Origin of the sequence: Pseudomonas putida (assembly GCF_001941965.1) — a bacterium.
GTDB lineage: Bacteria > Pseudomonadota > Gammaproteobacteria > Pseudomonadales > Pseudomonadaceae > Aquipseudomonas > Aquipseudomonas putida_L.
In genome coordinates, this window is record NZ_MKZO01000047.1 from 301,898 (window position 1) to 315,176 (window position 13,279).

At 66.3% G+C, this 13,279-nt stretch carries 11 protein-coding genes; 4 read left to right on the forward strand and 7 right to left on the reverse strand.

Translation table 11 applies throughout. The features are described 5' to 3' along the window. Positions 1-32: 32 nt before the first annotated feature. Positions 33-800, reverse strand: a complete 768-nt coding sequence (locus PSEMO_RS24745; RefSeq protein ID WP_075805563.1) for an HpcH/HpaI aldolase family protein — start codon at positions 798-800, stop codon at positions 33-35. Further along, entirely contained in the window at positions 797-1,189 is a 393-nt protein-coding gene (locus tag PSEMO_RS24750; protein ID WP_075805564.1) for a cupin domain-containing protein, read from the reverse strand. The genes PSEMO_RS24745 and PSEMO_RS24750 overlap by 4 nt, the downstream gene beginning before the upstream one ends. 192 nt (positions 1,190-1,381) lie before the next feature. Between PSEMO_RS24750 and PSEMO_RS24755 the strand changes: the two genes are divergently transcribed. From PSEMO_RS24755 to PSEMO_RS24770, 4 genes are all read left to right on the forward strand, one after another. After that, a complete protein-coding gene (locus PSEMO_RS24755; protein ID WP_075805565.1) occupies positions 1,382-2,812 on the forward strand; it encodes an NAD-dependent succinate-semialdehyde dehydrogenase in 1,431 nt (476 codons plus the stop codon). 162 nt (positions 2,813-2,974) lie between these two features. Further along, positions 2,975-4,564, forward strand: a complete 1,590-nt coding sequence (locus tag PSEMO_RS24760) for a GMC family oxidoreductase (protein WP_075805566.1) — start codon at positions 2,975-2,977, stop codon at positions 4,562-4,564. Positions 4,565-4,652: 88 nt separating this feature from the next. After that, positions 4,653-5,993: an MFS transporter gene (locus PSEMO_RS24765; protein WP_075805567.1), complete on the forward strand. Its 1,341-nt coding sequence runs from the start codon at positions 4,653-4,655 to the stop codon at positions 5,991-5,993. 75 nt (positions 5,994-6,068) lie between these two features. Then, entirely contained in the window at positions 6,069-6,869 is an 801-nt protein-coding gene (locus PSEMO_RS24770) for an IclR family transcriptional regulator (protein WP_075805568.1), read from the forward strand. Between the two features lie 93 nt (positions 6,870-6,962). Here PSEMO_RS24770 and PSEMO_RS24775 read toward each other — a convergent pair whose 3' ends face one another. The 5 genes from PSEMO_RS24775 to PSEMO_RS24795 all read right to left on the reverse strand — a co-directional run bounded on the left by PSEMO_RS24775 (position 6,963) and on the right by PSEMO_RS24795 (position 13,251). Next, positions 6,963-8,186, reverse strand: a complete 1,224-nt coding sequence (locus PSEMO_RS24775) for an OprD family porin (RefSeq protein WP_075805569.1) — start codon at positions 8,184-8,186, stop codon at positions 6,963-6,965. A gap of 96 nt (positions 8,187-8,282) precedes the next feature. After that, a complete protein-coding gene (locus PSEMO_RS24780; protein ID WP_075805570.1) occupies positions 8,283-9,410 on the reverse strand; it encodes a class II histone deacetylase in 1,128 nt (375 codons plus the stop codon). A gap of 9 nt (positions 9,411-9,419) precedes the next feature. Next, positions 9,420-10,748 (reverse strand): MFS transporter, encoded by a 1,329-nt coding sequence (locus PSEMO_RS24785; RefSeq protein WP_075805571.1) that lies wholly within the window; start codon positions 10,746-10,748, stop codon positions 9,420-9,422. A 488-nt stretch (positions 10,749-11,236) separates the two neighbouring features. Further along, positions 11,237-12,037, reverse strand: coding sequence for an ABC transporter permease (locus PSEMO_RS24790; protein WP_075805572.1), 801 nt, complete (start codon positions 12,035-12,037; stop codon positions 11,237-11,239). Continuing rightward, positions 12,034-13,251, reverse strand: coding sequence for an ABC transporter permease (locus PSEMO_RS24795; RefSeq protein WP_075805573.1), 1,218 nt, complete (start codon positions 13,249-13,251; stop codon positions 12,034-12,036). Before PSEMO_RS24795 ends, PSEMO_RS24790 begins: the two co-directional genes overlap by 4 nt. Between the last annotated feature and the right edge of the window lie 28 nt (positions 13,252-13,279).

Here is a 13,279-nt window from a genome sequence, read left to right on the forward strand (position 1 = left end):
GGCAGGTACCTCTTTTTTATTGTCGGGTGGGGTCAGCGGGCGCGGTTGCGCAGGTGCCTGACCTGTTGGCTCCAGCCGGCGCGCAGCAGCGCCTGGTCGGAGCCGAGAATGAACAGGGTCACGCCGCGTTCGGCGAAACGGTCGAGATCCTCGAGGCTGGCGACGAAGATCCCGGCGGTCTTGCCGGCGCTGCGGGCGGCATCGATGGCACGCAGGGTGGCGTCCTCGACCCGGGGATCGTCGAGGCGGCTGGCGCCGAGGGACACGCTGAGGTCGGCACGCCCCACCAGCAGGCAGTCGATCTCGGCGACGGCGGCGATGGCCGCCAGGTTGTCCAGCGCTTCACGGTCCTCGATCTGCGCGACCATGGCGTGGCGACCGTCTTCCGCCGCCAGGTGCTCGGCCAGGTTGGCGCGGCCATAACCACCGGCCCGGGGCGAGTTGGAGAAGCCCCGGCAACCGTCGCGATAACGGGTCGCGGCCAGCACGTGGCGGGCTTGTTCGGCGCCGACGATATGCGGCAGCACCAGGCCGTCGGCGCCCAGGTCCAGGGCCTGGAGCAGGGTGGCCGGGCGCTGGTCGGCTACTCGCACCAAGCCCGCCACTGAAGCGGCACGGCAGGCGAGCAGGGTGCGGTCCAGGCTGGCGGCATCGAAGGGTGCGTGCTCGGTGTCCAGCACCACACCGTCCAGCCCGGCATCCCCGGCGATCTCCACCACGGCATGGGCCGGGGTCTTGATAAAACTGGTCAGCAGGGTGTCCCCGGCGCGCAGGCGCTGGGTGAAGGTCGGGCTGATCATGCCGAGGCTTCCACGTTGGCGAACTCGGTGGCCTGGTATTCGATCAGGTGGCGGTAGTCGTCGCGGATCGGCGAGAACACGTCGAGGTTCATCACCACCTCGTCACCCAGCGGCTCGGCGTAGTGCACCACGTGCGGCGGGATGCGGATCATGCTGCCGGGGCCGCCCTCGACCACCTCGTCGTCCAGGTGAAAGCGCACCCGGCCCTGCACGATGATCACCAGTTGCTCGAAGGTGTGGCTGTGGGGGAAGACATCCATACCCGGGCTCAGCCAGTTCATCACGCACAGGGTGTCGTCGCCGCGGAAGGCGACGCGCTCCACGCCCTTGCGTACCACTTCGCGGGGCAGATCGTTCCAGTTATGCAGCAGGGCTTGGGCGAGGCTCATCGGTATCACTCCGTATTGTATTTCTTTTGTAGGAATATTGTTTCGCTGTTCGATAAAGCTAATCCTCGCTGGCAGCGCCGGTCAAGTGCCTTTTTCATGCCTTGACAGGTGCTCGGATCGCCTCATAGGATGTGTCGCACACCAAAACAACATTTCTATGCAAGAAATAGAAAGCTCTGGAGGAGTTGGTCCATGCGCGTTATCGAGTCTCTTCTTATCGATGGTCAATGGTCGGCAGGTGGCCATGAGCGCCAGGCCGATGTGTTCAACCCCGCCACGGGCGAGCTGATCGCCCGCCTGGGCCTGGCCTCCACTGCCGATCTGGACCGCGCCCTGGCCGCTGCCCAGCGCGGTTTCCAGGCCTGGCGCAAGGTCTCGGCCTACGAGCGCTCCAAGGTGCTGCGCCGTGCCGCCGACCTGGTGCGCGAGCGTTCCGATGAAATCGCCGCGCTGATTACCCTGGAGCAGGGCAAGCCGCTGGCCGAGGCGAAGATGGAAGCTTTCGGTGCCGGCGACCATATCGACTGGTACGCCGAAGAGGGGCGGCGCGCCTACGGCCGGGTGATTCCGCCGCGTGCCCGTGGCGTGCGCCAGGTGGTGCTGCGCGAGCCGATCGGCCCGGTGGCGGCGTTCAGCCCGTGGAACTTCCCGGTCAGCCAGCTGGTGCGCAAGATCGCCGGGGCGCTGGCGGCAGGTTGCTCGATCATCGCCAAGGGCCCGGAGGAAACCCCGTCGTCCTGCATCGAGCTGTGCCGCGCGTTTCAGGATGCCGGGGTGCCGCCGGGCGTGCTGAACCTGGTGTTCGGCGTGCCGGCGGAGGTGTCCGACTACCTGATCCGTTCCGAGGTGATCCGCAAGGTGTCCTTCACCGGTTCCGTGCCGGTGGGGCGTGCGCTGGGCGCTCTGGCCGGGCAGTACCTCAAGCGCTGCACCCTGGAGCTGGGCGGGCATGCGCCGTTCATCGTTTGCGATGACGTCGATGTCGAGGCGGTGGCCGCGCTGGGCGCTGGCCTGAAATTCCGCAACGGCGGGCAGATCTGCGCCTCGCCGACCCGTTTCTATGTGCAGGATGCGGTGTACGACCAGTTCGTCGCGGCCTTCTGCCGTGCCGGTGCCGGTTTGAAGATGGGCGATGGCCAGGACCCGTCCAGCCAGCTCGGCCCGCTGGCCAACCCGCGGCGGGTGGCGGCGGTGCAGGAGTATGTCGACGATGCCCTGGCGGTGGGGGCACAACTGGCCCTGGGCGGTCAGCGCGGGGAGGGCGAGGGCTTCTTCTATCCGGCCACGGTGCTGACGGGCGTGCCGGAGAATGCCCGGGTCATGAGCGAAGAGCCGTTCGGACCGATCGCCTCGATCGTGCGTTTCTCCACGTTGGAGGACGTGATCGACAAGGCCAACAGCCTGCCGTTTGGCCTGGCTGCGTTCGCCTTCACCCGTTCGATCCAGCGCGCCACCTTGCTCGCTGACGAACTGGAGTCGGGGATGGTCTCGATCAACCACTTCGGCCTGGCCGCGCCGGAAACGCCGTTCGGCGGTGTGAAGGACAGCGGCTATGGCAGCGAGGGCGGCAGCGAAGGGCTGGACGCCTACTTCACCACCAAGTTCGTCAGCCAGGTGGGCTGATCGAGCACATGACCTCCTGAGCTAGCAGGGAACCTGTGGGAGCTGGCTTGCCAGCGATAGCGATAGTGAATTCACTGACGTCATCGCTGGCAAGCCAGCTCCCACAAGGTCCGCGCCGCTCCCGCTTCTTGAGTCCAACGACTTATGGCGAGAACAAGAACAATGCAAACCTTCGACTACATCGTGATCGGCGCCGGTTCCGCCGGCTGCGCCCTCAGCGCGCGCCTGGCCCGGGCCGGGCGCCGCGTGCTGCTGCTGGAAGCCGGCCCCGCCGACAACCATCCCTATATCCATATCCCCGGCACCTTCATCCGTGTCCACGGCACCCGCCGTACCTGGATGTACCGCACCGAGCCGGAACCCTTCGTCAACCAGCGCCAGGTCTTCATCCCCCAGGGCCGTACCCTGGGCGGCGGCAGCGCGGTCAACGCGATGATCTATATTCGCGGCCAGGCCGAGGACTATGACGAGTGGAAGGCCAGCGGCTGCCCCGGCTGGGGCTGGGACGACGTGCTCCCGGTATTCCGTCGCTGCGAGGACAACGCCCGTCTCGGCGGCCAACTCCACGGCCAGGCCGGGCCGCTCAAGGTCAGCGACCCACGCCACCGCCACCCGCTGAGCGAAGCCTTCGTCAGCGCCGCCGTGGAGGCCGGGGTCCCGGCCAACGACGACTTCAATGGCGCCCGCCAGGAAGGCGCCGGCTTCTACCAGACCACCACCAGCCAGGGCCGTCGGGCCAGCTCGGCGGTGTCCTATCTCAAGCCGTTGCGCGGTGATCCGCGCCTGACCGTAATGACCGAAACCCTCGCCACCCGCCTGCTGTTCGAAGGCGAGCGCGTGGTCGGTGTCGAGGCCGTGGACAGCCGTGGCGCCACCGTCAGCTTCCGCGCCAGCGCCGAAGTGATCGTCAGCGCCGGGGCCATCGCCTCGCCGAAACTGCTGATGCTCTCGGGCATCGGCCCCCGTGCCCACCTGGACGAACTGGGCATCCCGGTGCGCCTCGACCTGCCCGGTGTCGGCGAGAACTTCCAGGACCACCTCAGCGCCTCGGTCTACGCCCGTATCCGCACGCCCGACAGCCTGCTCGGACATGACCGCGGCCTGCGTGCCCTCGGCCACGGCCTCAAGTACCTGGCCTCGCGCCGCGGCCTGCTCAGTTCCAATGTGGTGGAAAGCGGTGCTTTCGTCGATGCCACCGGTTGCGGTCGCCCGGACGTGCAGTTCCATGTTGTTCCGGCGCTGGTCGGCGATATCGACCGCCTGCCGCCGGACGGCCATGGTGTTTCCATCAACCCCTGCGCCCTGCGTCCCCGTTCCCGTGGGCGCCTGCGCCTGAAAAGCGCCGACCCGCAGGACGAGGTGGCGCTCAACGCCAACTACCTCAGCGACCCGGAAGACATGCGTACCATGGTCGCCGGAGTAAAGATGGCTCGCCGCATCCTCCGTGCCCCGGCCCTGGCCTCCCTGGTGGAAAGCATGCTGCTGCTACCGGAAGAGGACGATGTTCCCGACGAAGTGTTCGAGGACTATGTGCGCATGGTCGCCAAGACCGTGTTCCACCCCGCCGGCACCTGCCGCATGGGCCAGGGCCGGGATGCGGTGGTCGCTCCTGACCTGCGCGTGCACGGGATCAAGGGCCTGCGCGTGGCCGACGCCTCGATCATGCCGACGATCGTCAGTGGCAATACCAATGCGCCGAGCATCATGATCGGCGAGCGCTGCGCGGATTTCATCCTCGCCGCCCAGGCATGACCGGAGGTTCTTCAGGCCGGCGCTGACGCCGGCCCGCACGGATGCGCTTTACACCCTTCGCCGAGACAACAATTACAAGAGTGCCGCGATGAACCTCATAGCCCGCAATACCTTCGACAACGAGCAGGACAGCCAGCTCTACAACCGCATTGCCTGGCGGCTGCTGCCGTTTCTCTTCGTGCTGTACATCATCGCCTTCCTCGACCGGGTCAACGTTGGCTTCGCCAAGTTGCAGATGTCCGCCGATATCGGCCTCAGCGACCTGGCCTTCGGCTTCGGTGCCGGGGTCTTCTTCATCGGCTACTGCCTGTGCGAGATCCCCAGCAACATGATGCTGCAGCGGGTCGGGGCGCGTTTCTGGATCACCCGGATCATGGTGATGTGGGGGCTGCTCTCGGTGTCGATGATGTTCGTCAGCACGCCGAACCAGTTCTACGTGTTGCGTTTTCTCCTGGGCATGGCCGAGGCCGGTTTCTATCCCGGCGTGGTCCTGTACATGACCTACTGGTTCCCGTCCCACGCCCGTTCCCAGGGCATGGCCTGGTTCAACCTCGGCATCGCCATGGCCGGGGTGATCGGCAGCCCGCTGTCGGGCTGGATCATGCAGACCTTCGCCGGCGTGGCGGGCATGGCCGGCTGGCAATGGCTGTTCCTGCTCGAAGGGATGCCGGCGGTGATCCTCGGCATCGTGGTGTTCTTCTACCTGGATGATCGTCCCGGCAAGGTGCACTGGCTGACCCCGGAGCAGAACGAGCGGGTAGTGCGCCAGCTGGCCGAACAGCGTCGCCAGCAGGAGCAGGCCGGTGCCAGGCACAACTTCCGCGCGGCCTTCGTCAACAAGGACCTGTGGCGCCTGATCTACGTGAACTTCGCCTTGCTCTGCGGCACGTATGGCGTGTCGTTCTGGCTGCCGCAGATCGTCCGCAACCTGGGGATCGAGAGCCTCACCCGCACCGGCTTTATCGCCGCGATCCCGTTCGCCATCGCCTCGGTGGTGATGATCCTGGTCAGCCGCCATTCCGACCGCACCCGCGAGCGGCGCTGGCACGGCACCCTATGCAACCTGGCCTCGGCGGCGGGGCTGGCGATGGCGGCGTTCTTCCATGACCAGCCGGTGCTGTCCCTGGCCGGGCTGAGCCTGGCGATGTCCGGTGGCCTGGCCGGGTTCTGCGTGCTCTGGGCCTTGCCAGGCGTATTGCTAACCGGGACTGCGGCGGCGGCGGGCATCGCCCTGATCGCCACCATCGGCAACCTCGGCGGCTATGCCAGCCCGTTCATGATGGGCTGGGTCAAGCAGAGCAGCGGGCACCTGGAATACGGTCTGTACGTGCTGGCGGTGATGACCGTACTCGGCGCGCTGGCGATGTTCTCGGTGAAGACTCCGGGCAGCGGACAGGCACAGCGAGTCGGCCAACCTTCAGCAATTTAGTGTTGCGCACCAACACAAGCGTTTCGCGCAGCGATACAATCGATCACTTTCCCGTTACCGGTACGAGGTGATCGATTGGACCAGAATGAAGAAAAGCCCAGCAGCGGTCCTGCGCTGCTGGAGTCGGTGGAAATGGTTTTCCGCCTGCTCGATGAACTCACCGCCGCCCGCCGTCCCCTGGGCGTGACCGAACTGGCGCAACTGCTGCAGACCGCCAAGCCGCGTACCTACCGCCACCTCGCCTCGATGCGCCAGCTGGGCATCCTCGAACAGGATCCGGCCAGCGAGAAGTACATGCTCGGTGCGCGCCTGGTGGCCTATGGCGAGGCGGCCGGCGAGCAGTTCGACCTGCGCGCCATCGCCGACCCCTATCTCACCCGTATCCGCGATGCCACCGGTCAGACCGCGCTGCTCGCCGTGGCCACCCACGACACGGCGCTGGTGGTGTCCTGCGTCGAATCCAAGGCCAACGTGTGCATCTCGGTCAAGCCGGGCAACCGTGTGCTGCCGTACTGCTCGGCCCAGGGCCGGACGGTGCTGGCGTTTGCCGATGCGGCCAGCCAGCAGCGGGTGATGCGGCGCAAGATGCCGCAGCTGACCGAGCGTACCCTGCATGAGCCGGAGCAGTTGGCGGCGCGTCTTGAGCTGATTCGGCAGCGGCTGTATGACGATGCGGACGGGGAGGTGACCCTGGGGATCAATGCCTTGTGCTGCCCGTTGTTCAGGGAGAACGACCAGATCGTCGGGACCATCGGCATTGTCGGGCCGAGCGCGGCGATCCCGTCACCACCCCCGGCGGCGATGCTGCGGGAGCTGCAATCGGCGGCGGCGGAGATCAGCGAGCGGTTGCATGCGGGGACTTATCAGCGCTTGTAGAACCGCAATCGCTGGCAAGCCAGCTCCCACAGGTTTAGCGGTGCACGCGGTCCCTGTGGGAGCTGGCTTGCCAGCGATGAGGCCCTTGAATCCTCAGAAGATGTTCAACGGATACTCGGTAATCAACCTCACCTCATTGAAGTTCAGCCCCCGGTCCGCACTGCGGAAGCTCGCCTGGCGCACACGCATCGACAGATCCTTCGCCGCCCCCGACTGCACCACATACTTCAGCTCGATATCCCGTTCCCAGGCCTTGCCGTCAGTGGTCTGCGCCGTATGGAAATCGGTACCGCGCAGATACCGGGTCATGAAGCTCAGCCCCGGCACCCCCACCGCCGCAAAATCGAAGTCATAACGCGCCTGCCACGAGCGCTCGTTCTCGTAGTTGAAGTCCGAATACTGCACCGAGTTGGCCAGGAACACCGTGCTGTTGCCGTCCACCCCATAGGTGTAGTTGCCATCCCCGCTGACCCGCTGGTGGGCGATCATCACGCTGTGGGGGCCGGTGCTCAGGGTCGCCGACAGGCTCCAGATGCGGTTGTCCAGCTTGCCGCCCAGCTCACGGCCCTGGCTGCGGGTGTCATAGCCGTTGAAGTCGAACTTGCCCAGCCAGTTCGGCGCCAGCTGCCATAGCGCGGTGGCGCCGGCGTAGGTCTTGCGCCAGTAGTCGTCGACGTCCGAGTGATAGAGACGGGCGCTGAGGTCGCGGTTGAACTGGTAGTTGCCGCCGACCAGGTCCACCGTGGTCATGCCGCCGCTGTCATGCTCACTCTGGTCCCGGCTGCGCAGGGCGGTGAAGTGCCCCGCATGCAAGGTCAGGCCGTCAATTTCCTTGCTGGTCAGCAGCCAGCCCTGGGTGGTTTCCGGGAGCAGGCGGTTGTCGCTGGTGGCCAGTACCGGCAGGTTCATCAACTGGTCGCCGTACTTGAGCACAGTGTTGGAGAACTTCGCTTTCACCGCCGCGCCACCGTAGCCGTAGCTGCCCTTGGCGCCGTCGCTGTCCTCTTCCAGCAGCAGGGTGCCGCCACCCTTGCGGCCGTTGCCGGTGTCGAGCTTGATCCCCAGCAGGCCGATGGCATCCACGCCGAAGCCGACGGTGCCCTGGGTGAAGCCGGATTCGAAGATGCCGATAAAGCCCTGGGCCCATTCCTCCGAGTAGTTCTGCGACGTGCGGTCGTCGAGGAAGTTGCGGTTCATGTAGAAGTTGCGCGCCTTGATCGACAAGTGCGCGTCCTCGACGAAGCCGCCGCCCTCGGCCAGGGCGTTGAAGGGAAGGGCGCAGGGAATCGCCAGGGCGAGAAGGGTTTTGCCATTCATTGTTTTAGGTTTCCAGGCAGGTGCGCGGGCACGCGGCCTGCTCCGGGATCGGAACAGGGCGTGGACCGCAGGGTTGTAGAAAGGGAAGGTTTTACCTCAGTGAGATCGCTCGACCTGCTGTCGCCAGAGCCGCGCGCCGCGGTCGATCACCTCGCACTGGTGCGCCACGTTATGCGCGTCTGGCTGCTGGGCGACCAGCATGTCCAGCATCGGGTCGGCCACTGCCGTGCGGATGCCGGCCAGTTCCTCGATCACCGCCAGGCCGCAGAACGGCACGTAGGCTTCGGCGTAGCCGCCTTCATGGACCAGCACCAGCTTGCCCTGGCACACCCGCTCGGCGACTTCCCGGGTGATGCGGGTCAGCTCGCGGAAGCTGTCGCTGTGCAGGAGCATGCGCCCCAGCGGGTCCACACCGTTGGCGTCGAAGCCGCAGGCGACGATGATCAGTTGCGGCTCGAAGGCTTCCAGGGCCGGGACCACCACGCTGTTCATCGCATGTACGTAGGCCTCGTGGCCGCTGCCTGGTGGCAGGGCGATATTCAGGTTGCAGCCATGGCCGGCGCCACTGCCGACGTCCTCTTCACCGGTATAGCCGCGAGGGTAGGCGCGCTGCTGGTGGATCGACAGGGTCAGCACGTCGTCGCGCTCGTAGTAGATCGACTGGGTACCGTTGCCGTGGTGCACGTCCCAGTCCAGCACCGCGACCCGCAGCGGGCCCAGTTGCGCCCGGGCTTCCTCGATGGCGATGGCGATATTGTTCAGGTAGCAGAAGCCCATGGCCTGGTCGGCGAGACAGTGGTGCCCCGGTGGCCGGCTCAGCACGTAGGCATTGCGGCATTCACCGCGCAGCACCTGGCCGACGGCGTTGCAGGCCAGCCCGGCGGAGACCCGCGCCACCGCCCAGGTGTCCGGACCCACCGGCGCGCCAGGATCGAGCAGGCCACCGCCGTTCTCGCAGAGCTGGCGGAAGCGCTCCAGGTAGCCGGGGGTGTGCACGCGCAGCATCTGCTCCAGGCTCACCGGCTCGCCACCCTGGTGAGTGAGCTGGCGACCGAGGCCGGAAACCTCCACCAGGTTCTTCAGGCGGCGCTTGGATTCCGGCGATTCGGCATGGGCCGAGCCGGACGGCGGTTCGACCCAGCCGCCCACCGGCAGGGTCAGGGCGAACATACCGCCGCTGTGCCAGAAACAGTGTTCGTCATGGAAAAAACGGGTAGCGCTCATGCGGGCTCCTTAGTGCGAGGCGGCGAGGGCGGCGGGCTGGCTTTGCGGGCGCATGCGCGCCATCACCAGGGCGGCGGCGAAAGTCAGTGCGGCGAGGATGTACAGGCCGTACTCGAGGTGCCCGCTGGCCTGCTTGACCCAGCCCATCATGAACGGGCTGGCATAGCCGCCGAGGTTGCCGACGGTGGTCATCAGGGCGATGCCGGCGGCGGTGGCGCTGCCGGTCAGCAGGGTGCCGGGGATCGCCCAGAGCACGTTGAACGCCGACAGGCAGCCGGCCATGGCGATGCACAGGCTGAACAGGCACAGGAACGGGTTGGCCTGCAGGGCGGCGCTGAGGGTCAGGCCGAGGCAGGCGGCGAGGATCGACAGCGAGGCATGCCAGCGCCGTTCGCGGGTGCGGTCGGAGTGCTTGCCGACGATCAGCATGCACACCGAGCCCACGGCGAAGGGAATGGCGGAGATCAGCCCGGTCTGCAGCAGGGTCTGTTCACCCAGGCTGCGGATGATCTGCGGCAGCCAGAACGACACGCCGTAGGTGCCGCAGAGCAGGGCGAAGTTGACGAACACCAGGCACCACAGGCCGCGGTGGCGGAAGGCGCTGCCGAAGGTGTGGGTGGCGCCGGCCTTTTCGAAGCTCTGGCGCTGACGGTCGAGGTCGGCCACCACCTTGGCGTTCTGTTCCTTGCTCAGCCAGCGCACCTTGCCCGGGCGGTCATCCAGGTAGAAGAACACCACGATACCGAGGATCACCGCCGGCAGGCCTTCGAGGAGGAACAGCCACTGCCAGCCGGCCAGCCCGCCCATGCCGGCGAAGGTCTGCATGATCCAGCCCGACAGCGGCCCGCCGATCACCCCGGCGATACCCACGCCGAGGCTCAGGCAGGCCAGTCCCTGGGACTGGGCATAGGACGGCAGCCAGTAGGTCAGGTAAAGCACCACGCCCGGGTAGAAGCCGGCTTCGGCGACGCCGAGGAGAAAGCGCAGGATGTAGAAGGAGGTGGGGCTGGAGACGAACATCATCGAGGTCGAGATGATGCCCCAGGCCACCATGATGCGGGTGATCCACAGCCGTGCGCCGACCTTCTGCAGCATCATGTTGCTGGGGATCTCGAACAGGCAGTAGCCGAGGAAGAACACCCCGGCGCCGAAGCCGAAGGCCATGTCGCTGAGGCCGATATCGGCGGCCATCTGCAGCTTGGCGAAGCCGACGTTGACCCGGTCGAGAAAGGCCACCACGTAGAGCACGAAAAGGAACGGCAGGATGCGCCAGGCGATGCGGTTGTACAGGATGCTGTCCTGGTCGTTGGCGAAGGTGCGGCGGGAGATCAGGTTCATTGCGTCTCTCTGTTATGGGAATTGTTGTTGGCAGTGAGCAATGTGGGTTTTGTTCTTTTTGAAGAAACAGTGTTTCTCTGGTTGGTGATGTTAGGGAGGGGTTGGGAGGGCTGTCAAGGATCTTGGCGGGGCATTTCGGCGGGTTTTTCACCGCTATCTCCCAGGCAGCCGAAGACCCTGTGGGAGCTGGCAAGCCAGCTCCCACAGGATCTATGCCAGTCCCCAGATCAATGTTTGGCGCGGACCTTGTGGGAGCTGGCTTGCCAGCGATGAGGCCGGCCTGGACAAAGAGGTTGCCAGGTCGGGCCAAATCGCTGGCAAGCCAGCTCCCACAGGTTCTATGCCAGTCCCCAGATCAGTGTTTGGCGCGGACCTTGTGGGAGCTGGCTTGCCAGCGATGAGGCCGGCCTGGACAAAGAGGTTGCCAGGTCGGGCCAAATCGCTGGCAAGCCAGCTCCCACAGGGGTTCTCGGCAAGTCAGTGATAGTTCAGCGTTTGCTCAACGACCGCGAAACCAGCAACAGCAACGTGGCAAACAGCACCATGATCGTCGCCGCCGATAGCAGCACCGGGCTCAACGCTTCCCGCGCCGTGGTGAACATCTCCCGCGGCAAGGTGCGCTGGTCAGGCCCGGCGAGGAACAGCGTCACCACCACTTCGTCCAGCGAAGTGGCGAAGGCAAACAACCCGCCGGAAATCAGCCCCGGCGAGACCAGCGGCAAGGTCACCTTGCGCAGGGTCATCCACGGCGTCGCGCCCATGCTCGCCGCTGCCCACAGCAAGCGCTGGTTCAAGCCCCCCAGCGCCGAGCCGACGTTGACGATGACGAAGGGCACCGCCAGCGTGGTGTGCGCCAGGATCAACCCGAGATAACTGCGGGTCAGCCCGGCATTGGCGAAGACGAAGTACATGCCCACTCCGACGATCACCGCCGGGACGATCATCGGCGCGATCAGCAGCACCTCGATCACCCGCTTGCCCGGCATCGCCGGATGGCGCAGGCCCAGCGCCGCCAGTCCACCCAGGACCACGGCCAGCACGGTACTGGCCACGGCAATCGCAAAGCTGTTGAACAAGGCCCCCAGCCACTGCGCCGAGCCGAAGAACGCCTCGTACCAGTGCAGGGTGAAGTTGCCCAGCGGCAATGACATATAGCGGCTGTCGCTGAACGACAGCGGCAGCACCACCAGGATCGGCAGCAGAAGGAAGGCCAGCACCAGCCAGCCACTGAGCGACAGCCCGAGGTTGCCGAACCAGGCCAGGCGGCCGCTGTTGGGATTGCGGATCATCGTTGGACTCCTTGCGCGCCACGCCTGGCCAGGTGCGCCTGGATCAGGTAGAGCAGGGTGGTGGCGACCAGCAGCACCAGGCCGAGGGCCGAGGCCAGGCCCCAGTTGAGGGTGCCGGTGGTGAACTGGGCGATATAGAAGCTGATCATCTGGTCCGCCGGCCCGCCCAGCAGCGCCGGGGTGATGTAGAAACCAAGGGTGACGATGAACACCATCAGCGCCCCGGCCGCCAGCCCCGGCAGTACCTGCGGCAGGTAGACCTGGAAGAACACCCGCAGCGGTCGCGCGCCCATGGAATACGCGGCCTGCACCAGCAGGCGGTTGCAGCCGGCCATGGCCGCCAGCAGCGGGAAGACCATGAACGGCAACATCACATGGACCAGGGCGAGGATCACCCCGAAGCGGTTGTAGAGCAGGTGTACCGGGCTGTCGATCCAGCCCAGGGCCATGAGCAGGGCGTTGACCATGCCGCCGTCCTGCAACAGCACCATCCACGCCGTGGTCCGCACCAGGATCGAGGTCCAGAACGGCAGCAGGATCATCAACAGCAGCAGGTTGCGCGTGCGCGGCGTGCGCCGGTCGAGGAACACGCACAGCGGGAACGCCAGCAACACGCCGAACAGGGTGGTGAGCGCGGCGATGCTGAAGGTGCGCGCCAGGATCGAGCGGTACAGGCCCGCTTCGTCCTTGTTCACCAGGCCCTGCTGGTAGTCGTGCTTCAGGTCCACCGCCGACAGCAGGTGGTAACTGCCTACCGGCCCGGCGGCGCGCTTGAAGGTCTGCCAGGTGGCGTTTTCCAGCCAGCGCGGGTCCAGGGCGCCCATGGCTGCGGCGCTGCCGTCGAGGCCGGCGACTTCGCGCTTGGCCGTGGCCAGCAGGCTGCGCAGGGCCGGCGCTTCATAGGCCAGGCGCCGGGCCAGGGCCGCCAGGTCGCGGGGGCTGGCCTGGCGCAGGTCGGCGACGAAGGGTTTGAACAGGGTTTCGTCCGGCGCCGAACGCCCGTCCCACGCCGACAGGGCGCGGGCGGTGGTGGGCAGGGCCTGGGGCAGTTCGTTGTCGGCCACGGCGCGCCACAGCAAGGTGCCGATCGGGCCGACGAAGGTCAGCAGCAGGAACAGTACCAGTGGCGCCAGCAGGCCATAGGCGCGCCAGAGGGCGGCGCGGTCCTTGCGCGCGACCACTGGCAGTGAAGGGGTGAGGGCTACAGCGCTCATGTCGATTCCTCGGCAACGGTGGCAAGGG

Bases quoted from the DNA above. Each gene is read 5' to 3' on its own strand.
- PSEMO_RS24780 (WP_075805570.1), bottom strand. From the start codon at position 9,410: ATGAGCGCTACCCGTTTTTTCCATGACGAACACTGTTTCTGGCACAGC.
- PSEMO_RS24750 (WP_075805564.1), bottom strand. From the start codon at position 1,189: ATGAGCCTCGCCCAAGCCCTGCTGCATAACTGGAACGATCTGCCCCGC.
- PSEMO_RS24745 (WP_075805563.1), bottom strand. From the start codon at position 800: ATGATCAGCCCGACCTTCACCCAGCGCCTGCGCGCCGGGGACACCCTG.
- PSEMO_RS24775 (WP_075805569.1), bottom strand. From the start codon at position 8,186: ATGAATGGCAAAACCCTTCTCGCCCTGGCGATTCCCTGCGCCCTTCCC.
- PSEMO_RS24790 (WP_075805572.1), bottom strand. From the start codon at position 12,037: ATGATCCGCAATCCCAACAGCGGCCGCCTGGCCTGGTTCGGCAACCTC.
- PSEMO_RS24795 (WP_075805573.1), bottom strand. From the start codon at position 13,251: ATGAGCGCTGTAGCCCTCACCCCTTCACTGCCAGTGGTCGCGCGCAAG.
- PSEMO_RS24755 (WP_075805565.1), top strand. From the start codon at position 1,382: ATGCGCGTTATCGAGTCTCTTCTTATCGATGGTCAATGGTCGGCAGGT.
- PSEMO_RS24785 (WP_075805571.1), bottom strand. From the start codon at position 10,748: ATGAACCTGATCTCCCGCCGCACCTTCGCCAACGACCAGGACAGCATC.
- PSEMO_RS24765 (WP_075805567.1), top strand. From the start codon at position 4,653: ATGAACCTCATAGCCCGCAATACCTTCGACAACGAGCAGGACAGCCAG.
- PSEMO_RS24760 (WP_075805566.1), top strand. From the start codon at position 2,975: ATGCAAACCTTCGACTACATCGTGATCGGCGCCGGTTCCGCCGGCTGC.